Origin of the sequence: Pseudomonas arcuscaelestis, assembly GCF_016881005.1 — a bacterium.
GTDB lineage: Bacteria > Pseudomonadota > Gammaproteobacteria > Pseudomonadales > Pseudomonadaceae > Aquipseudomonas > Aquipseudomonas arcuscaelestis.
The window spans coordinates 26010-45220 of the sequence record NZ_JACOPV010000026.1 but is presented as its reverse complement, the minus strand read 5'-3'; the positions used below and the strand labels follow the sequence as shown (position 1 = coordinate 45220).

General features: G+C 60.1%; 17 protein-coding genes. 12 read left to right on the top strand and 5 right to left on the bottom strand.

From position 1 onward, the window contains the following. The first annotated feature begins 93 nt into the window (after positions 1–93). Positions 94–2448 carry a peptidoglycan glycosyltransferase PbpC gene (gene pbpC, locus H8F21_RS28075; RefSeq protein ID WP_413243055.1) on the top strand — a complete coding sequence of 785 codons (2355 nt, stop codon included), beginning with the start codon at positions 94–96 and terminating at the stop codon, positions 2446–2448. A gap of 118 nt (positions 2449–2566) precedes the next feature. Beyond that, positions 2567–4231, top strand: a complete 1665-nt coding sequence (locus H8F21_RS28070; RefSeq protein WP_203585739.1) for a ShlB/FhaC/HecB family hemolysin secretion/activation protein — start codon at positions 2567–2569, stop codon at positions 4229–4231. A gap of 60 nt (positions 4232–4291) precedes the next feature. Here the strand turns inward: H8F21_RS28070 and H8F21_RS28065 are convergent, their stop codons facing one another. Then, positions 4292–4699, bottom strand: a complete 408-nt coding sequence (locus tag H8F21_RS28065; protein WP_203585738.1) for a response regulator — start codon at positions 4697–4699, stop codon at positions 4292–4294. Positions 4700–4747: 48 nt separating this feature from the next. After that, positions 4748–4954, bottom strand: a complete 207-nt coding sequence (locus tag H8F21_RS28060; RefSeq protein WP_203585737.1) for a Flp family type IVb pilin — start codon at positions 4952–4954, stop codon at positions 4748–4750. Between the two features lie 321 nt (positions 4955–5275). On the opposite strand from H8F21_RS28060, the gene cpaB reads away from it, so the two are divergent. From cpaB to H8F21_RS28020, 8 genes are read left to right on the top strand one after another with little or no spacing between them, the layout of a single operon-like run. Further along, entirely contained in the window at positions 5276–6205 is a 930-nt protein-coding gene (cpaB, locus tag H8F21_RS28055; RefSeq protein ID WP_203478930.1) for a Flp pilus assembly protein CpaB, read from the top strand. Between the two features lie 20 nt (positions 6206–6225). Further along, positions 6226–7476: a type II and III secretion system protein family protein gene (locus H8F21_RS28050; protein ID WP_203585736.1), complete on the top strand. Its 1251-nt coding sequence runs from the start codon at positions 6226–6228 to the stop codon at positions 7474–7476. Beyond that, positions 7473–8663, top strand: a complete 1191-nt coding sequence (locus H8F21_RS28045) for an AAA family ATPase (protein ID WP_203542885.1) — start codon at positions 7473–7475, stop codon at positions 8661–8663. The genes H8F21_RS28050 and H8F21_RS28045 overlap by 4 nt, the downstream gene beginning before the upstream one ends. Continuing rightward, positions 8660–9931, top strand: a complete 1272-nt coding sequence (locus H8F21_RS28040) for a CpaF family protein (RefSeq protein WP_203478933.1) — start codon at positions 8660–8662, stop codon at positions 9929–9931. Before H8F21_RS28045 ends, H8F21_RS28040 begins: the two co-directional genes overlap by 4 nt. A gap of 32 nt (positions 9932–9963) precedes the next feature. Continuing rightward, positions 9964–10809 carry a type II secretion system F family protein gene (locus tag H8F21_RS28035; protein WP_203585745.1) on the top strand — a complete coding sequence of 282 codons (846 nt, stop codon included), beginning with the start codon at positions 9964–9966 and terminating at the stop codon, positions 10807–10809. Position 10810: 1 nt separating this feature from the next. After that, a complete protein-coding gene (locus H8F21_RS28030; protein WP_203585735.1) occupies positions 10811–11698 on the top strand; it encodes a type II secretion system F family protein in 888 nt (295 codons plus the stop codon). Positions 11699–11711: 13 nt separating this feature from the next. After that, positions 11712–12437: a tetratricopeptide repeat protein gene (locus H8F21_RS28025; protein ID WP_203585734.1), complete on the top strand. Its 726-nt coding sequence runs from the start codon at positions 11712–11714 to the stop codon at positions 12435–12437. A gap of 7 nt (positions 12438–12444) precedes the next feature. Further along, on the top strand, positions 12445–12708 hold the full coding sequence (locus H8F21_RS28020; protein WP_203478936.1) for a DUF3613 domain-containing protein: 264 nt from the start codon (positions 12445–12447) through the stop codon (positions 12706–12708). Between the two features lie 3 nt (positions 12709–12711). On the opposite strand, the gene H8F21_RS28015 is transcribed toward H8F21_RS28020, so the two are convergent. Next, complete coding sequence (locus H8F21_RS28015) at positions 12712–13494, bottom strand: response regulator transcription factor (RefSeq protein WP_203478937.1); 783 nt, start codon at positions 13492–13494, stop codon at positions 12712–12714. Positions 13495–13604: 110 nt separating this feature from the next. Next, the gene (locus tag H8F21_RS28010) at positions 13605–14075 is read right to left on the bottom strand and encodes a prepilin peptidase (RefSeq protein WP_203585733.1); all 471 of its coding nucleotides are present in this window, start codon (positions 14073–14075) and stop codon (positions 13605–13607) included. A 74-nt stretch (positions 14076–14149) separates the two neighbouring features. On the opposite strand from H8F21_RS28010, the gene H8F21_RS28005 reads away from it, so the two are divergent. Then, complete coding sequence (locus H8F21_RS28005) at positions 14150–14593, top strand: TadE/TadG family type IV pilus assembly protein (RefSeq protein ID WP_136478301.1); 444 nt, start codon at positions 14150–14152, stop codon at positions 14591–14593. Next, on the top strand, positions 14590–17286 hold the full coding sequence (locus H8F21_RS28000) for a PAS domain-containing sensor histidine kinase (protein ID WP_203585732.1): 2697 nt from the start codon (positions 14590–14592) through the stop codon (positions 17284–17286). The genes H8F21_RS28005 and H8F21_RS28000 overlap by 4 nt, the downstream gene beginning before the upstream one ends. Here H8F21_RS28000 and H8F21_RS27995 read toward each other — a convergent pair. After that, a complete protein-coding gene (locus H8F21_RS27995) occupies positions 17271–19211 on the bottom strand; it encodes a pilus assembly protein TadG-related protein (protein ID WP_328824547.1) in 1941 nt (646 codons plus the stop codon). The two genes, H8F21_RS28000 and H8F21_RS27995, sit on opposite strands and share 16 nt — an antisense overlap.

Sequence of the window (19211 nt, the reverse complement as noted above, 5' to 3'; positions counted from 1 at the left end):
GATGATCGTCTCGGCGAGTCTGCCGTTGCCAAACCTTTGGCCTTCCAATGTGCTGCTCGGTTCCCTGCCCATTGCTGCTGACAGGGACGTCTGATGCTCATCTTAGCTCGCTCGCTCAGCCCCATGGCGAAACGCTTGAGTGTCGTTTCGGGCGTGCTGGTATTGCTTGCTGCGCTGCTGTGGATCGCTGACCGGGTGTGGCCGCTGCCACTTCCGGCTGATGATTTGGCACGTGTCGTGCTGGCCGAGGACGGCACGCCATTGTGGCGCTTCGCCGATGCCGAAGGGGTCTGGCGCTATCCGGTCAGCGCCGATCAGGTGTCCCCCTATTATTTGCAGGCGCTGCTGACTTATGAGGATCGCTGGTTCTATCAGCACCCTGGGGTCAATCCGCTGGCGCTAGGCCGCGCTGCCTGGCAAAACCTGCGCGGTGGGCGGGTGGTGTCGGGCGGCAGCACCCTGTCGATGCAGGTTGCTCGATTGCTGGACCCGCACGCGCGCACCTTGCCTGGAAAACTGCGCCAACTGTGGCGCACGGCGCAGTTGGAATGGCATTTGTCCAAGGCGCAGATCCTTGAGATCTATCTCAATCGTGCACCTTTCGGCGGCACCTTGCAGGGTGTTGCCGCGGCCAGTTGGGCTTACCTGGGCAAGTCGCCACAGCATTTGACGCCGTCCGAAGCGGCGATGCTCGCGGTATTGCCGCAGGCGCCAAGCCGCTTGCGCCCAGACCGACATCCGGCCCGTGCTCAAGTGGCGCGTGACAAAGTACTCAAGCGCCTGGCCGAGTATCAGGTATGGCCGCAGCAACGGATTGCCGAGGCCATGGAAGAACCATTGCTCCTGGCTCCCCGCCAGGAACCAGCCTTGGCGCCATTGCTGGCGCGACGCCTGAACCGGCCGCACAGCCCACCCCTGATCCGCACCACGCTCGATGCCTCATTGCAGCGGCGCCTGGAAGACCTGTTGCTGGGCTGGCGCGCGCGTCTGCCTGAACGTACCTCGGCCGCGATTCTGGTGGTTGAAGCTCAGAACATGGCCGTGCGTGCCTACCTTGGTTCCGTCGACTTGAACGATGAGCGCCGCTTTGGCCATGTCGACATGATCACTGCACTCAGGTCGCCAGGCTCTACCCTCAAACCGTTCCTTTATGGCATGGCCATGGATGATGGTCTGATTCATTCCGAGTCGTTGCTCCAGGATGTGCCAAGGCGCTACGGTGATTATCGGCCAGGCAACTTCTCCATGGGCTTCAGCGGCCCGGTGGCTGCCAGTTCGGCGCTGGCCCTGTCGTTGAACCTGCCCGCGGTGCAGTTGCTCGAAGCCTATGGGCCAAAGCGCTTTGCGGCGCAGATGCGCAATGGAGGCGTGCCGCTGACATTGCCGCCGCTGGCGGAACCGAACCTGTCGTTGATTCTGGGAGGGGCGGGCAGTCGCCTGGAGGATTTGGTGGCCGGTTACGGGGCGTTGTCACGGGGCGGTTTGAGTGCGCCGATGCGCTTGCAGCCAGACGCGCCATTACTTGACCGGCGGCTGCTGTCGCCGGGTAGCGCCTGGATCATCCGGCGTATTCTCAGTGGTCAGGCGCGCCCCGACCGCGACCCGCATGCCGAATTGGTACAGCGGCCACTGCTGGCCTGGAAGACGGGTACCAGTTATGGCTTTCGTGATGCCTGGTCGATTGGTGTCGGCCCTCGTTATCTGATCGGCATCTGGATTGGACGCCCCGACGGTACGCCGGTGCCCGGACAGTTCGGCCTGGCGTCGGCAGCGCCGCTGATGCTGCAGGTGCATGATGTGTTGAGTAACCGTGACAGCCAGCGCGGCATTGCCGTGCCGGTGGCTGCAGTACCCGACAACGTCGGCGTGGCCGCGATCTGCTGGCCGCTCGGGCAACCGATGGCTCGTCAGGATGACAACTGCCGACGCCAGCGCTTTGCCTGGACCCTGGATGGCACTGCCCCGCCGACCTTGCTGGCAGCTGATCAACCCTTGAGCGTCGGTTTGCGTGAAACGGTCTGGGTAAACGCCCAGGGACAGCGGGTAGACCACAGTTGCAGTGGCGCTCAACCCCGTGAGATTGCCTTGTGGCCGGCACCCTTGGAACCCTGGCTGCCACGTGTAGAGCGCCGAGAGGCGCGACTGCCGAAAATTGATCCTGATTGCCCACCCCAGGTACCGGCTAGCGCACCGCCATTGTCGATCGTCGGGGTGCGCCAGGGTGATCAGTTGCGGCGTCCGGCGTCGAGCAGCGAGCCCTTGCGCCTTGAGGTGTCCGCACTGGGCGGCAATGGTCGGCGTTGGTGGTTCCTCAATGGCGTACCGCTGGGCGAATCGCAGGGGCAGGAATCGCTGAGTGCCCGCTTTGAACAGGCAGGGCGTGTAGAGCTCAGCGCGCTGGATGAGAGTGGCCAGACTGCGCGGGTCGAGTTCCAGATCAATCAATGAAGGGGCTGCCTGTCAGTCCCTATTGCGATTAGACGTCAGCGCAGGCACCACCTACGCTTGAAGCTGACGAGGGAACCGTCCCGGTGTTCTCGAATTTGTCGGGATCATGGAGCGCCACATGCGTCCGTTGACCGTCGCGATACTCAGTCTTTGTTGGGCGAGCGGGTCGAGCGCAGAACCCCTGCCAACCTATCTGATCAGCAATGAAGTCGAGCGTAGCCTGCCTGCCGCCAACCTGCCCATCGACAGCTACCGGCCTGCCTCCGCGAGCTTGCAGGTAGCGGTGCCGACATCGCAGTCGCTGCAACTTGATAGGCGCACCCGGATACGCTTGCACAAGGTGCGCTTTACCGGCGGTACGGTTTACCCCTTGAGCGATCTGCGCGAGAACTACGAAGCGTTGGTTGATCGTGATGTCACGCTGGCTGAACTGAGCGAAGCAACTCAACGCCTGACTCGACGCTACCAGGAGGATGGCTACCTGCTGTCCTACGCCTACCTACCGCCACAGGATTTCGCTGATGGGCGGGTACAGGTGGTCTTGGTTGAAGGCTACATTGGTGATTTTGAACTGCAGGGCGACATTGGGCCGGCGTCTACGTTTCTGGGTGAAGTGGCAACCCGGCTCAAGGCCGAGCGCCCGCTTACGCGCAAGACCCTGGAGCGCTACACAACGTTGATGAGCCACGTTCCCGGTATTACGGTCCAGGCCCAGGTGGCGCCTGGCACCGCCGATGGCGCCAATACATTGTGGGTGCAGGCCGCGCACCAAGCATTCTCGGCGCGGTTGAATGTAGCCGATGGCAACCGCGAAGCACTTCAAGCGCTCTTGGGCGTCAGCAGCAACGCCCTGACGTCGCTGGCTGAGCAATTGAGCTTCAGCGCGCTATTTCCGCCGGGCGATGATCATGAACATTACTATCGCCTGGATTACGGCCAATACCTGGATAGCGAGGGGAGCCGGTTGAATCTCTCCGCCTCGCAGTATCGCGGTGATCTGAGTGCTCTGCTGCGATTGAACAATGGCAGAGATCTTCGGCAGCATCGCCAGAGTGACCGCTACTCGGCAGGCCTGAGCCAGACCTTGACCGCCTCACCTAATGAATGGCTCAGCGTTGCCGGGCGCCTTTATGTGGTGAACGACCAAAGCCATTATCAGGCACTGGATTCCGCCCTCAAAACCCGCAGCAGCACGGACATGCGTGCCGTGGCGTTTGAGGGTGACTGGCGCCAAAGTGACAGTCGGCGACTGCGCATCCTCAGTGTCGGTGCCTATCAGGGCATGGATTATTTCGCAGCAGACACCAACAGCGATATCGACCTGGATTTTCTGCGCTTGCGCTTATCCGGATTACAGAGCGATTACTTTTCTGCTAACTGGCAAGGCGTGGCTTCAGCGGCGTTGTACTGGAGTAATGACAGCTTGCCCGACAGTGAGCGTGCCGTGTTTGGCGGCCAGGCTTTCGGCCGTGGCTATCCCAGTGACCAGGCATCGGGGGACAAGGGCTGGGGCGCGGCCTACGAGCTGAACTACAGCTTCAGGTACAGCCGCGACTGGCTCAAATGGGTTCAGCCGTATGTGGTGGTAGATGCTGCGCGCAGTTGGTTCAACGAGTTGCAGGTGCGTGATTCGCGCCTGTCGTCGGCGGCGTTGGGGTTGCGGTTTGGCGATGCACGCTCCTACAACATTGCGGTTGAGGCGGCCAAGCCGATGTCGGACATCGCCCTGGACAGCCTCAATCGGCAACCGCGCTTTACCCTCAGCTTTAGCTACCAGCTTTAGCTGCAGATGTATCCGGCAGGAATGGGCTTGCCCCGCATTGGGGCAGCAGAGGTTCGCGGGTCAGTTCACCAGATGCAATCGAGGTTTTGGAAAAAGGTTGTCCAGGGTTTCCAGCAGGCGGGTGTGATAGATCGGCTTGCGGAACAGGTCCAGCACCTGCAGGCGCAGCAGGTCACTGATGTCGTCCATGTCGGCGTGGCCGGAGGTGACGATCACTGGCAAGTGCTGGCGAGCGGTGTGCTCACGCAGGCGCTTGATCAGGGAAATGCCGCTTTCTTCCGGCATGCGCAGATCGGTGATCACCAGCGCCACGTCCGGGTGGAGGGTGAGCTGTTGCAGGGCGAGTTTTACCGAGGTAGCCGTGTGGCAGCAAAAACCCTCGCCCTCAAGCAGTTCGGCAAGTTCCAGCAGAGCGTCCTCTTCGTCATCCACCAGGAGAATTTGTTGACGTTGGGAGGAGATCGGCATGGCTATACCCATTCGTAGATATCTAGGAGATTGATTGGCAGGAGCCTTTTATGGCTTTTCATTTGTGATCTTGGCAGCATCCAGAGTGGTTTCAATGTTGGTCATAACAGCACTGACCCCTTTTGAAATTGGCTCGATAAAATTCGTCAACACCACTGCCACCATCGCTGCCGCAATTGCGTACTCGATACCCGAGGCACCGTCCTTGCGGTAGAAGAACGCTTTGCAGCTCTTGAAGATTCGGGAAACACGCATGGCACTTCTCCTGGCGCGCAAGGCGCAGATGGCAGGGGCTTGTTCGATGATTCCCCTTTGCCACCACAGCATCGTCAAAGGCTGAAAATCCGGCAAATGTAAGAAGGTATTAATCCAAAAGTGATAGTGGCTTTTTGGCGCCGGCTAACGGTTGTTTTTAGGGGGTGTCGGGATTACGGCGCAAAATAATCTGGCGGGTAATGGCATTTTGACTTAGCTGCGCTACCTTCAAATAGCGAAATCGTTACTTCCGATGACAACGTTGTGCGCGGCTCACAGCTGGTTGCAAAGGATGAACCCGGGTATTTAGGAAGGGTCGGCATGAGCAGTCGCATTACCATCATCCTCGCTGGCTTTTTTTTGATCGGCGCCTTGCTGGCGGGCTACTGGGGCCTGGTTCTGAGCCGCCCAGCTGCCGAGCCTGTGGCTGTTGCTGTTGCGTCGACCCCGGCACCCGTCGCTGCACAGGTGGTGGAGAAAGCGGGCGATGAGGTGCGTCAGCCGGTAGTGGTGTTGCGTCGCGATGTTGCCGCTTACACCCCATTGAGCGCTGAGGACCTGCTGGTTGAGCGCCTGCACGTCGCACCTGCCGGCAGTTTCCAGAGTGTCGAACAAGTGCTTGGACGCAGCAGTTGGCGTTCGCTGAGTGCTGGCACCTGGCTCGCGTCGAGCAGCTTTGAAGCCGGTGGGCCGCTGGCGCGAATGATCCATCCTCATGAGCGTGCGCTGGCCTTGGCCATTGATGAGGTGGTCGGCGCCGCGGGGCAGTTGAGCCCAGGTGACTACGTCGATGTGCTGCTCTACCTGCGCGAGGACAACAACAACCCCCAGGCCAGCGCTCAGGTGGTATTACCGGCGTTGCGTCTGCTCAGCGTCGGCCAGCAGTTGGGGATGGGTGTTGACGGTCAGCCGATCGCGCCGCCTCAGGATGAAAAAGCCCGCCAGGAACAACAACGCAATGTCGCTCGCACCGTGGTCCTGGCGGTGCCTGAGACATTGACCCGCCGACTGCTGCTTGCCGCCCAATCCGGCAGTCTTCGCCTGGCCGTGCGCAGCGCTGAAGAAAAACGCCTGGCTCAATACTGGGCCGACCCGCACGCTGGCAATCAAGTGGTGGATAACGCCAACCGCGAACTCTTTCGCTTCAGCCAGCTTGCCCAGACACCCGCGACGCCCTCGATTGCCAGTTCAACGCCACGCCGTGGCATGCAGATTATCCGCGGAAACCAATCCAGCGATCCAACTCCCTGACCAAGCAAGGATGCCCTTAAATGAGCAGTCGTTCCGTGCGGGCAATCAAGCATTTGCTGTGGGTCATCCCCTGGGCGGGGCTGACTGTCTCTGTGGCCCAGGCCGCGAGCAGCGGTTGCGCAGGACTGGCGCAATTACCCGAGGTGATCGAAATCGATCAGGGCTTGCAGCAGGAGTTGCGTGCACCGGTGAGCATTATCCGGGTGGCAGTGGGCGATTCGAAAATCGCCGATGTCGATGCCAGTGGCGACGATGCCGTCGTGCTCACCGCCCTTAGCCCCGGCGCCACTAGCCTGATGCTCTGGACCGCCTGCTCGAAGACTCCACGCCAAGCCATGCTGTTTGTCAAAGGCGTGGCCACAACGGACATGGCGGCGACGGCCATGCCGCCTTCCCAGGATTCATCGCTGCCCAGTCAGGTTCAGGCTGATATTCGCTTTGTCGAGGTCAACCGCACCAAGTTCAAGGAGGCCGGTGCGCGTTTTCTATTCAAGGGCTCCAACAACAGCTTGATCGGTTCGCCTGGAACGACGCCAAACACGGTGGCCCGGCCTGGCCATGTGGCTGACGCTATCGCCGGCATTCCGCTGGACAACGATGTCTTCAACATCGTCTGGGGCGGCGGTAGCAGCCGCTTTCTTGCGGCCATCAGTGCCTTGGAGAACAGTGGGTTTGCCTACACCCTGGCGCGTCCCAGCCTGGTCGTGCTCAGTGGCCTGACCGCGAGTTTTCTCGCCGGTGGCGAAATTCCGATCCCGGTGCCCAGCAGTGGCAGCGACAGCGTGTCGATCGAATACAAGGAGTTTGGTATTCGCCTGGCCTTGTCCCCCACGGTGGTCAGCCGTGATCGCATTACCCTAAAGGTTGCGCCGGAAGTCAGTGAGCTGGACTACGTAAATGCCGTGAACATCGCCGGCACCCTGGTACCTGGACTAACGGTGAGGCGCACAGATACCAGCATTTCTCTGGCCGATGGTGAGAGCTTCGTAATCAGTGGCTTGATCAGCAGTACCACCCGTTCGGCTGTGGATAAGTTTCCAGGGCTAGGCAATATCCCGATCCTGGGCGCGTTCTTCCGCCAATCGACGTTGATGCGCGATGAAACCGAACTGTTGATGATCGTCACCCCGCACTTGGTCCAGCCGTTGGCCGCCAATGCCCAGCTACCGTCGTTGCCGGGTGAAGGGTTGCGCAATTACGACCCGAGCTGGGGCCGCTTGTTCTTTCTCGAAAACGGCGACTTTGAAGGTCGCAGCGGGCTATCCCAATGAGCGAAAGTTTGAGCCAGACCTTTCTCGCCATCACCCGAAACGAGGTCGACCTGCAGTGGTTGCAAGGTGCGCTGGCGCCGTTGGGGCAGGTGGTCGGCGCCGCCAGCGGTAGCCTCGATGAACTGCTTGCGTTGGTTGACGTGACGTTCGCCAACCTGGTTTTTGTCGGCCTGGATCGCGAGCATGTGGTCAATCAGTGCGCCCTCATCGAGGGCGTGCTGGAGGCCAAACCGATGTTGGCGATAGTCGCCCTGGGCGATGGCATGGACAACCAATTGGTGCTCAACGCCATGCGCGCCGGTGCGCGGGATTTTGTCGCCTACGGGTCGCGCTCCAGCGAAGTCGCCGGTTTGGTACGACGTTTGAGCAAGCGCTTGCCGCAAGTCACCAGCAATCCGAGCCTCGGTGGTTTAACCGTACTGTATGGCGCGCAAGCGGCGGCCGATGGTGCCTTGCTGACCACGCATTTGGCGCGAGTGGTACAACGCAGTGGCCAGCAGACCTTGTTGCTCGACCTGGGTTTGCCGCGGGGGGACAGTCTGGCATTGCTCGGACTTGAGGCGTCGTTTCATTTCAGCGATGCCCTGCGCCATCTGCGCCGCCTGGACAATACCCTCATCGACAGTGCCTTTACCTGTGAGCGTTCCGGCCTGCGCCTGCTGGCCTATGCCGACGGTGATGAGCCGCTGGAGCGCACCAGTGCCGCCGAGCTGTACATGTTGCTCAGCGCCTTGCGCCAGCATTTCCAGCATATCGTCGTGAACCTTACTGGCCAGGCAGACAGCGAAGCACTGCGTACCTTTGTAAGCCATTGCGACAAGTTGATCTGGTACACCGACCAGAATGTCCTCGACTGCCGGCGCAATCTCGACGTGCTTGCTCAATGGCGGGAGAAGGGCATGAAGCTTGAGCATGCCAGCCTGCTGGTCGATCGCTACCTCAAAGGTGTGGCGCCAGATTCCGACGCCTTGGCCAAGCGCTACGGTTTGCCGCTGCTGGTGGTATTGCCTTACAGCCCGCAGGTGCGCCTGAACGCCAAGAACCAAGGCCTGACCTTGTTCGAACTGGCCCCGCGGGAATCCCTCACTCAGCACCTCAAGGCACTGGGCGAGCGGCTGGCGCGGCGATCGGAGAACAGCAAATCACCCGGCGGCAACTGGTTCAACCGGCTTTGGGGGCATAAATGAGCAGCGTCGACGAGTTGTTTGGCGGTGCGCGGCATAACCTGGGCAACGATCCCCAGGGACTCAAGCGGGCATTGCATCGCTTCATCATCGATGCCATCGAAGACAGCGGCCGCAATTTGCTGGAAGGTTCGCGTCCGGCGCTGGCGCAATTTGTGATGGAGCAGGTCGGCGATTACATCGCTCGTTTGCACCTGGCATTGTCACGCTATGAGATGGAGCGCCTGGCCGAAGAAATTGTCGATGAGTTGACCGGTTTCGGTCCGCTGGAAGTGTTGTTGCGCGACAGCAGTGTCACCGAGATTCTGGTCAATGGCCCGCATCGGGTGTTTGTTGAACGGGCAGGGGTGTTGCACCAGACCGATCTGCGTTTTATCGATGGCCATCACGTCGAGCGCGTTATGCAACGCATCCTTGCGCCCCTTGGCCGGCGCCTCGACGAATCGTCGCCTATGGTCGATGCGCGGATGCCGGACGGTAGCCGGGTCAATGCGATTATCCCGCCGGTGGCGCTGGATGGCCCCTGCCTGTCGATCCGCAAATTTCGCAAGGACATGCTCAAGAGTGCAGACCTGCTCGCCACGCGTACGGTCGATCACAATATTCTCGAATTTCTCCAACTGGCGGTGACGCGTCGCTGCAACATTCTGGTCAGTGGCGGCACGGGCACCGGCAAGACAACCTTACTCAACATTCTCAGCCAGTTGATCAGCCCCCATGAGCGGCTGGTAAGCATCGAGGATGTCGCCGAGCTGCAATTGGACCATCCCCATGTGGTGCGCCTGGAAACCCGGCCACCCAATACTGAAGGCCACGGCGAAATCAAATCCAGTGAGTTGATCCGCAACGCCTTGCGTATGCGCCCGGACCGGATTTTGCTGGGCGAGATTCGCGGGGCTGAAGTGCTCGACGTGTTGACCGCGATGAACACCGGCCACGATGGTTCGATGAGCACCGTGCACGCCAACACTGCCCAGGATGCGCTGTTGCGTCTGGAGACCCTGGTGGGCCTGACCGGTCGCTCGGTGGCGGAAAAAACCTTGCGCCAGATGATCTGCGCGGCCCTTGATGTAGTGATTCAACTGACACGCCTTGCCGACGGTCGACGGTGTGTCAGCGAGGTGTTGGAAGTGGTGGGTGTGCGGGATGAGGTCTATGTCACCAACACCTTGTTCCGGCTTGATCGACGTAGCGGCGAAGGCTTCTTGCGCGAAGCGCAGAACCCGGCGAGCGACAAGCTGCGCCGCGTTTTTTCCGAGTCACAGCCTTGATTGTCGTGTTGCTTGGGGTGACGTGCCTGGTGATGCTGGGCCTGTCCCTGAAGCTGTTCTACAGCGGTATGCGCAAGTCCGGAACCGAGCGCACGCTGGAGCGCCTTGGACGGCTCCAGCGCAACGTGCCCACTACGGCAAGCGGGCGCGACTGGCTGGACAAACTGATGCAACGAGCCGGGCTGGAGCGGCGCAATGATCGCCTGCTGTCGTACCTGCTGTGCTGGGCGCTGCTGTCGTTACTGGTTGCGCTGGTGTTGGGTTGGCCGGCTGGCGGCGCGTTGTTGCTGCTCGGTCCGCTGTTGTTCCGCCTGTACTTGGGCTGGCGTTACCACCGGCGTTTGAGGCGCATGATCGAGCAGTTGCCGGTGTTGCTCGACCACAGCGTGCGCAGCCTGAAGTCGGGGCGTACGTTGAGCGATGCCGTTCTGGGCGCTATCGATGCCTCACGCGATCCGTTGCATGGCGCCATGCAGCGCGTACGGCGCAACGTGCAGATGGGCGTGGATCTGGATGAAGCCATGCAGGATCTGGCCGAGCTTTATGATCAGGATGAGCTGCGTCTATTCGCCTTGGGCCTGCGCATCAATCATCGCTACGGCGGCAACGCCAGCGAGTTGCTGGAAAACCTGATCAAGCTCATTCGCGAGCGTGAACAGGGTGCCCGGCAACTGCGAGCGATGACCGGCGAAACGCGGATGACCGCCATGGTTCTGGGCTTTTTGCCCGTGGGGATGGCGGCCTATTTTCTGTTCAGCAATCCCAAGTACCTATTGGCCATGTGGAACGACAGTGATGGCCAGTTCATGTTGCTCGGCGCTTTCGGCCTGCAGGTGCTCGGATGCCTGGTGCTGTGGCGCATGTTGCGGAGTATCTGAAATGATCCTGATGCTCTGTGCCGCCCTGTTTTTCGTCGCGTTTGTGCTGTTGCTCGGGCAGTTTCTGCGCCAGCAACGCAGGCAGCGTCTGGTCGCCCAGCGTTTGCAAGGTCGACTGAACCGTGACAACCGCCTGGATGACTGGATGCAACAGGTGGGCAGCAGTGCGCTTGCCCAGCGACTGCTTAACTTCGACGCGGAAACCCGGCTGCTGCTCGACCGCGTGGGGTGGCGGCGTAGCCGTCAGCGCGCCTTGTTTGCTGCCTGTCAGGTCGGTGTGCCTGTGCTGGCCCTGGGCGTTGGCGTGGTCATCGAACACACCTTCTACCAGCACAGCCAGAGTGCTTGGCCCGTGGTGCCGATGTGTGCGCTGGGGGTTGGTTACCTGCTGCCTAAACGCGTGTTGGCAGTGGCGGCAGCTCGACGTCAGCAACAGATCATTGGTGAAGTGTCGACCTTCATTCCCTTGCTGCGCATTCTGTTCGAATCAGGCTTGGCCGTGGAGCAGGGTTTGCGTGTGTTGAGCAAGGAATCGCGGCAACCGCTGCCAGCGCTCAGCGAAGAGTTGCGCGGCATATTGCTTCGGGTCGATTCCGGATTGGCGTTGGCGCCGGAGCTTGAGAAAACCGCACAGCTGTTGGCGGTGGATGAGTTCACTGACACCTGTGTGATTCTTCAGCAGTTGCTTGCCCAAGGTGGCGGGGCGATGAAATCACTGCTGGCGCTCAAGCAACTGCTCGACGACCGGCGGCTGACGCGGATGCAGGAGCGGGTATCGAAGATGTCCGCAAAAATGTCGATGGTGATGATGGTATTTCTGTTTCCTGCGTTGCTGATTGTGTTGGCCGGTCCCGGCTTCACTGCGTTGGCAAAAGCAATGGGCTCGTAAAGGAGAGGCATGGATGAAAGCAGTCATGGTAGTCATGAGCCTGTTGTTGCTCGGCGGCTGTGCCACCGAGACTGGCGGGCCGTGGTTGGCGTTGCCGGGGAGCAGTGCCAGTTGTGCCAAGCCCGATTCCAGCCAAGAGTTGGCCTTGAGCATGGCGGACGAAATGCTCAATGAAGGCCGTCCCCATGCCAGCCTGGCCCATCTGGAAGTATTGCCTGCCGACATGGCCCAGGTGCGTCTGCGCAAGGCCAAGGTTTTGCGGCTGCTCGGGCGCAGCGAGGCCGAGTCGCTGTATCGCAGTTTGCTCGGTGGTTGCATGGCTGCCGAGGCGGAGCATGGTTTGGGGCAACTCTCAGCAGCGCGCGGTGACAATCTGCAGGCCCAGCGCCATTTGCTGCGCGCCGTTCGCCTGGCCCCCACCAACGAGAAGGTGCGCAATGACCTGGGGGTGGTGTACCTCAATCTGGGCAATGTCGAGCAGGCGCGTTTCGAGTTTCTAACCGCAATTGAGCTCAAGGACAACAATGCATTGGCAGCTGTCAATCTGGTCAGCCTGCTGTTGTATCAGGACAAGTGGCAGCAGGCGGCTGATCTGGTGTCGCGTTTCAACCTCAGCCCCGCGCAATTCAGCGAGGCCAGATCGCGCGCCGATCTGTTGAAAAAATCGGGTACCTCGTCGGTCGCTGCGGATCAGGTGGCGGCGATCCAGGACGCTACTCCTTCACGCGGGCAACAGTGAGGTGTTTATGAAACCAGCAGGGTTACTACTGATTACCTTAGGCTCACTGCCATTGGCTGCCCTGGCAGTTGAGCCACAGCCATCAGCCAAGACGCAAACGGTCACCGAGTCCTGGCTGCAGATGCAGGCCAGCAACCGGCAAGCCTCGAAGATCCAGCAGACAGCCACGCCCAAGGAGCGCGAGCAGAGCATGCAGCGCTGGCTGGACAGCTATAAATATGCGCTTCCGGACTTCTACCGTTGGGAGTCGGTCGGTTCGTCCGACAAGTAATCGTCAGTGCGCCGTTACACGCAGATGCAACGGCGAGTTGCCTGGCGCCAAGGCCAACGCCAACTGCGTGCGGTTGTGCATGTGGGTCAGGCGCAGTACCTGCGACACATAGAGCTTTACCGTGTTTTCGGTTATGCCCAGCTCGCAGGCGATCTGGTAGTTGGTCTTGCCTTTGCTGACCAGGCGCGCCACTTCAAGTTGGCGAGGTGAGAGTTTCTCGAAAATGCTCGGAAGGCTGTCGTTGGCAATCGACTCTTCAGCATCGGTAGCACGGCGATGCGCACCCAGGCCGCGGGCTTTTTCCAGGTCTTGATAGAGATCATCGATGGAGTCGGCGAGAAACTGCAGTTTCTGGTTCAGGTCGCCTAAATGCTGGAAACTCTGCTGGCGTTGCTGCAGCGCAGCCTCCTGGCGCTGCACGCCTTCGAGTAGTTCGTTCAGGTTCACGGGTTTCTGGTAGTAGTCGGCAAAGCCTTCGCGCAACGCCCTGATCAGATCCTGTTTATCATCGCCGCCGGTCAGCATGATGGCTTCGAACAAGCGATGCGGGCCGGCAATTACCTTGAGCGCCCTGAACAGCTCTACTCCATCGCACTCCGGCATGTGCAGATCGCACAATACCAGGCCGATAGCGGGATCGGCGGCAAAGCACTCAATGGCCTGGGAACTGGACAAACAGGGCACGCAACAGTAGCCGCTGCTTTGTAAAAACTCGCTTAACTCATCGACGACCTCAGGTTGATCGTCGACCACCAGTATCTTTACCTCACTGACGGTATTTATCACGCGCTGCTCCCTGCTCAGAAGTCCTTGTTTCTTTGGGCCGGGAGCCTTGCAGTTGGCCTCTGGCTCTCTAGAAAGTAGTCGGACTTCGCGATTATGTACACGCGGTGCGACTACTGCACCCACACCGCCGCGAGGATGAACCCTGCAAGGATGAACGGCGCGAAAGGTTGTTTATTTGACAAGTCTTCAGTCAGCTGCTTGATACGGTTCCTAACCTTTTGACTGAGAAGCGACCACAGCCAGCGGCGGCTGGCCAGCCAGAGCAACACCGCAATCCCGGCACCGATAAAAGTGCCCAGCACGTACATGCGATCAGTGGCCAGGGCCAGCGCCGCAAGCAGCTTTACGTCACCTGCACCGAAGCGACCGAGCATGTAGCCCGGCAAGGTCAAGAGCATGACGATCGCCAGCGCCCAGCCCCCTTCGCTGGCGTCGGCACCTATCCAGGTGTGTCCGGTAATGAACAAATATCCCAACGCGCATGTCGCTGCGCCCAGGGTCAGGGTGTTGGCAATCTGGCGCTCACGCAGGTCTTGTTCAGCGCACAGGGCAAGCCACATCAGCAGGACAATACTTTGCATCGGCGAAATGCATCCCTTTGTTGTGAATGATTCTATGCTGTCAATCAGGTGTCACTGTCAGGGTAGACGCGATCATGAAAGCAGGCTTGGGGAAACGGCAAAAAGGCGCTGCGGCGCTGGAATTCGTGGCGGTGTTCGTGATCTTTTTCGCAGTCTTCTATGGGGTGGTCAGCTACGGCTTGCCGATGCTGATGCTGCAGTCGTTCAACCAGGCCAGCAGCGAGGCAGTGCGCCGTTGCGTGGCCCTGGACCCAACCAGCGCAAGCTATCGTGATGACGTCGACAAAATGGCCAAGGATGTGCTCGGCAAACAGTTGGCGTGGATGCCCGCATCCTTGGATTTTCAGCTTGCCAGTGATGCCAGCGTTGCGTTGACGCCGGGTAACCTGTTGACGGTAAAAATCGAGTACGCCAAAGCCAAGCTGACCGCTGTACTGCCGGTGCTCGACTTACCGGCAATCGGAGAAGTACCGCGATTACCCGCGAGCCTGAAGGCCGAAGCGAGCCTGCAACTTTGAGCGGCGGACAACGGTTGTTCGAGCGTTGGCGTGCGCGCATAACCCCGGTGAGCGTGGTGCCGGAACCTACCGCCCAGGTGCCAGCAGTGGGATTGCAGCTATGGCTCGACGATAGTGCCAAGGTACTGCGCATTGCCGGCCCTTTGCGTTCGGCGTTGGCCTTGCCGCAGCACAACGAATCGCGATTGCACGATTACGTGCAGCCCCACAGTTTGCTTGTGCTTGAAGGCGATCTCTTGGACTGGCAGGCCCACCCCCTGGATCTGGATTTCAAGGCGGCCGGTGGCGCCACCCTGCATACCCGTGGCTGGTTGCTGAATCAGTCTGGGGGGTGGTTGTTGCAGCTGTTCGATATCGGCGATCTGTTGCAGCACCGCCAGCAATCGCTGGGCGCCGAACGTCAGCGCCACTTGACCAGCCATTTGGCCGCCGAGTTGCGCAATTGCTCGACTGAACGCTTGGACAAGGTGGCCCAGGAGCAGCTGCAATGGCTGGTTCATCATTGGCGGGCTCATGCCGGACGGGTGTTTTTGCAAGGAGAGCAGGGCTGGAAAACCTATGTCAGCAGCGGTGACCCATTGCATTGGCCCAGCGATGAAACGATCGGGCCGTTGTTGGATCGACTGACGCCGGGACAAGTGGTCTCGAGCACCTCCCATGCAGGCTTGCACAGCCTGCTGGCGCACACCCCGGCTTATTTGCTGCCCTATGGGCAGGGGCACGTGGTCCAGGCCTGGTTGATGTGTTTTGGTTCGTTCGACGCGCTCAACTCGGCAGATGCACTCAGTGCTTGCGCTGCGTATGCCGAGCCGTTGGTGAGCCGTTTGACGACATTTGCTCTGCAACAACAAAGTGAGCGGCTGGACAGCCTGCAACTGCAATTAGGTGCAGGTTGGTGGCAATGGCGATTGTGCGAGACCACTCTGCAACTGGACCCGGGCTTGGCGACAAGCCTGGGAATGCCAACGCAGTTGACCATCAGCCAGTGGCTGAGCCGGGTGCACCCGGCTGACCGCGAGGCCGCGCAACTTGCACTCGGCGAGTTGCAGCGCGATGGCTGTGCCTTGCACCTGAGCCTGCGTTTGCTCGATAACAACCTGGCTGCCAATCCGCGCTGGTATCGCCTGTGCGGACAAGTGCGCGGTAGTGGTGAGCATCGTCACTTGCTGGGCTTCATGCTCGACATCAGTGATAGCAAAAGCCAACAGCTACAGGCCAGCACCGCCCAGGCACGCCTGGAAAACCTGATTGCCAGCTCGCCTGCGGTGATCTACATCCAGCGCTATGTCGAGGGTGCCCTGCAGGCTGAGTTCTTCAGCGCCAGCCTGCAACCGATGCTTGGTTGGACGCAAACAGAGCAAGCACCGCTGCAGCCGGGGCAATGGGTCCACCCCGAAGATCAGGCACTGTGGCTGGCGCGCACGCGCACGTTGTTGCGCGAGGGTCAGGTACGCAGTCGCTATCGTTTATGTGATCACCATGGCGGTTATCACTGGGTGCTCGATGAAGCGCGCCTGCTGCGAGATGATCTGGGCATGCCGGTCGAAGTCGTCGGGATATGGCTGGATATCACTGAAACAACCGAGGCGACCGAACGTTTGCGGGTCAGTGAAGAACGCTACCGGGTGTTGGTCGAAGACTCTCCGGCAATGATCTGTCGTTACACGCCGGATTTGAACCTGCTGTTCGGCAACCAGCCGCTGGCCGACTACCTGGAGTATCCCCCCGCGCAGTTGAGCGGTATGAACCTGGGACGTTGGATGTCTGCAGCGCAGCGCGAGGAATTTGTTCAACGCCTTGCCAGTCTGAGCGTGGCGCAGCCGGTGAGCACTGCAGAAATCTGCCTGGAGTTGCCGGGGCGCGAGCATGCCTGGTGGGTGTGGGCGGACCGTGGCCTGTTCGACGATCAAGGGCGCTTGGTAGAAGTGCAGGCCGTGGGACGCGACAACACACAGGTGCGCCGGACCCATCAGCAGCTGATGCAAAGTGCAAAAATGGCCACGCTCGGCGAAATGGCCACCGGCCTTGCCCATGAGATCAACCAGCCTCTGAATGTGATGCGCATGGCCGTGGTCAACGCGTTGAAGCGGCTGGAGAACGGCGACGTGCAGATTGACTATCTGCAGGACAAGCTCAAACGTATCGACGCGCAGGTGCTGCGTGCCTCGCGAGTGGTGGATCACATGCGCGTGTTCGGTCGCCGCTCGGCGGTCGAGCCGCAGTTGTTCGAGCCCTGGCAGGCCGCGGACGGTGCCTTGTCGCTGCTAGCCGATGGCTTGCGCGGCAAAGGCGTGGAGCTACGCGTTACCAAACCGCAAGCGCAGTGTCTGGTGAGCGGCCATCAAGACCAGTTGGAGCAAGTGTTGATCAACTTGCTGGTCAATGCGCGTGATGCGTTGCTGGCACGGCGCGAACAGCATCGCCAATTGCAGCCCTGGATCAGCTTGCGCATGGAAGTGGATGAGTCCCAGGTACGGATCTTGGTCGAAGACAATGGCGCGGGTATCGAGCCTCGTCTGCTGGAACGGATTTTCGAACCCTTCTTCACCACCAAGCCTGTCGGTGTCGGCACCGGCCTGGGCTTGTCGGTCAGTTACGGGATCGTCAACGCCATGGGTGGCTGTCTGAGCGTAAAGAACAGTACGGAGGGGGCTCGGTTCTGTATCGAACTCCCCACTCAAAGCACCAACTGAGCACGACTGCTGGAACAGGTCAGGTTGGCCCCGACTTCAACTTTGACCAGATCGATGCCCAGGGCTTTGAGCAAGGCATTGACCAGCGGATCTACCAAGGGGCTCAACAGATGTCTGATCAAGGGCTCGAGAATGGCTTTGACGTCGTTCAGGAGCCCGGCAGTCAGCGTCAATATGCCACCCAGGAGGTTGCCGTTGAGGGGCTTGTATGCCTGTAGCTCAATGCCATCGATGGTCTGGTTCAGACTGCTGATGATGTTACTGGCGGTTGTGCTCAGGTAAGCAGGTACCTGGTCGATGTTAGGCGGTGTGTGCTCGGCAGGTGCAAATTTGAGGTTAGTGGCAGTGCTTGCCAACAAGGCGGTGTTCACCTTCAGGCCAATGCCTCCTCCGGCAAACGGAACCCGAGTGCCGCACACGGCTGGAAGAAACAGAAGCCGACTGCAAACATTGGTGCCGATATCAATCAGCGGTAGTGGGGTTACCGCATTCACGCCGGTGGCAAAAAAGGCGTTGCGATCCTTGAACTGTCCCACCGCCAGATCGGTTGCTGCACTGTCAGTGCGTGCGGTCAGGGTTTTTTCCGGCGCGCAGCTGTAGCCACTCACCTGGCTGGTAGCGCGTGCTACCTCGATACCGACATCCAGACTGACAGTGCCTGGCAGCAGTTGGATATCACTGACTTTGCAAGGAATGCCCAAGGCACAGGTCAACGACTCCACGGTGCCGAATAAATTGAGGCCAAGCAGATTATCGAGGATGTTGGTCAAGGGCGTGGCAAGGTCAAGCACGGCGTTGACCAGACCGATGACGGTTTTCAGCACCGGCAGATCGAGGGAAATCAATGTTCGTATCTGTGCTGTGTGCACCTTGATCAGGTCGGTCTGCGGGTTGCCGATGGCAGAAATCTGCTGGGGTTCGATCACCTTGATGCGGACCTTGCCATTGACCAGTCCCAACACGTTGATCGGCATTTCGACGACGGCGGCGCTGTCCTTGGTCGACAGCAGGATCACGCTTTGCAGCAGGTCCAGCAGTTGCAGACTGGCATCCAGGCCGGCTTTGGTCGTGCCACTTTGCAGGTCGAGTATGTCGCCCAGATGGAGTATCCGAGTACTGTCGACACCAACGACAAGCTTGCTCAGGTTATTCACCACATCGACTGCCGCACCGCCCCTTTGCAGCACTTTCAGGGCGGCTTCGATCAGTTTTGCTGCGCTGGCATCGGCGCGCAGCAGTTGCTGGTAATCACCGGCGCTGACCCCCACTTCGATTGCCAACTGGTCGAGGTAGCTGAGGAGATTTATCTCGGTTTTCCCCAGGCCCTGCCAGCCCAGCAGGTCGAGCTGAACGTGGCCACCTAGGGGATCTACCAACGCATTTAGCAACGCTGACTGGCGCGTGTCGACAGTCGCCAGGGTGCTGCGAATACGCAGCATCGCCTGCGGCGGTTTAGGGGTAGCGGCGACTGCTCGGGCACTCAAGAGGGTGGTATCGGGAATGCTGTTGCCATTGGCCAGGGCCCAGACCCCTGCGGCGACACTGGTGGCAACCTGGGTAGTGGCGATCACGCGGATTGCTTCATTGCGCGACAAATCGACACTGAAGCTGCGCAAGCTGTTTGCCCCGGTTTGCAGTCGACCGCAGGTGGTTTCAAGCGATTGCCCGGCGTTCAGCTCGAAGCCGTTGCGAACAGCGCCTACTCGGGCCAAGGTGTCGGCGCGTGGCCCGCTGCCGGTGCAGACAGCACGCTGGCCTGCCGCCTCCAGCGCGGCCATATCGGCAATTCGCTGCAAGCGGCGCTGTTCCAGGTAAAGTCTGCTGCTGTCGATCACCATCAACATGAACATCAAGCCCATGCCCAGGGTCAGGGCAGCCATCAGGCCGATAGCACCGCGCTGCCTTGCGGGGAAGCGAGAAGACAC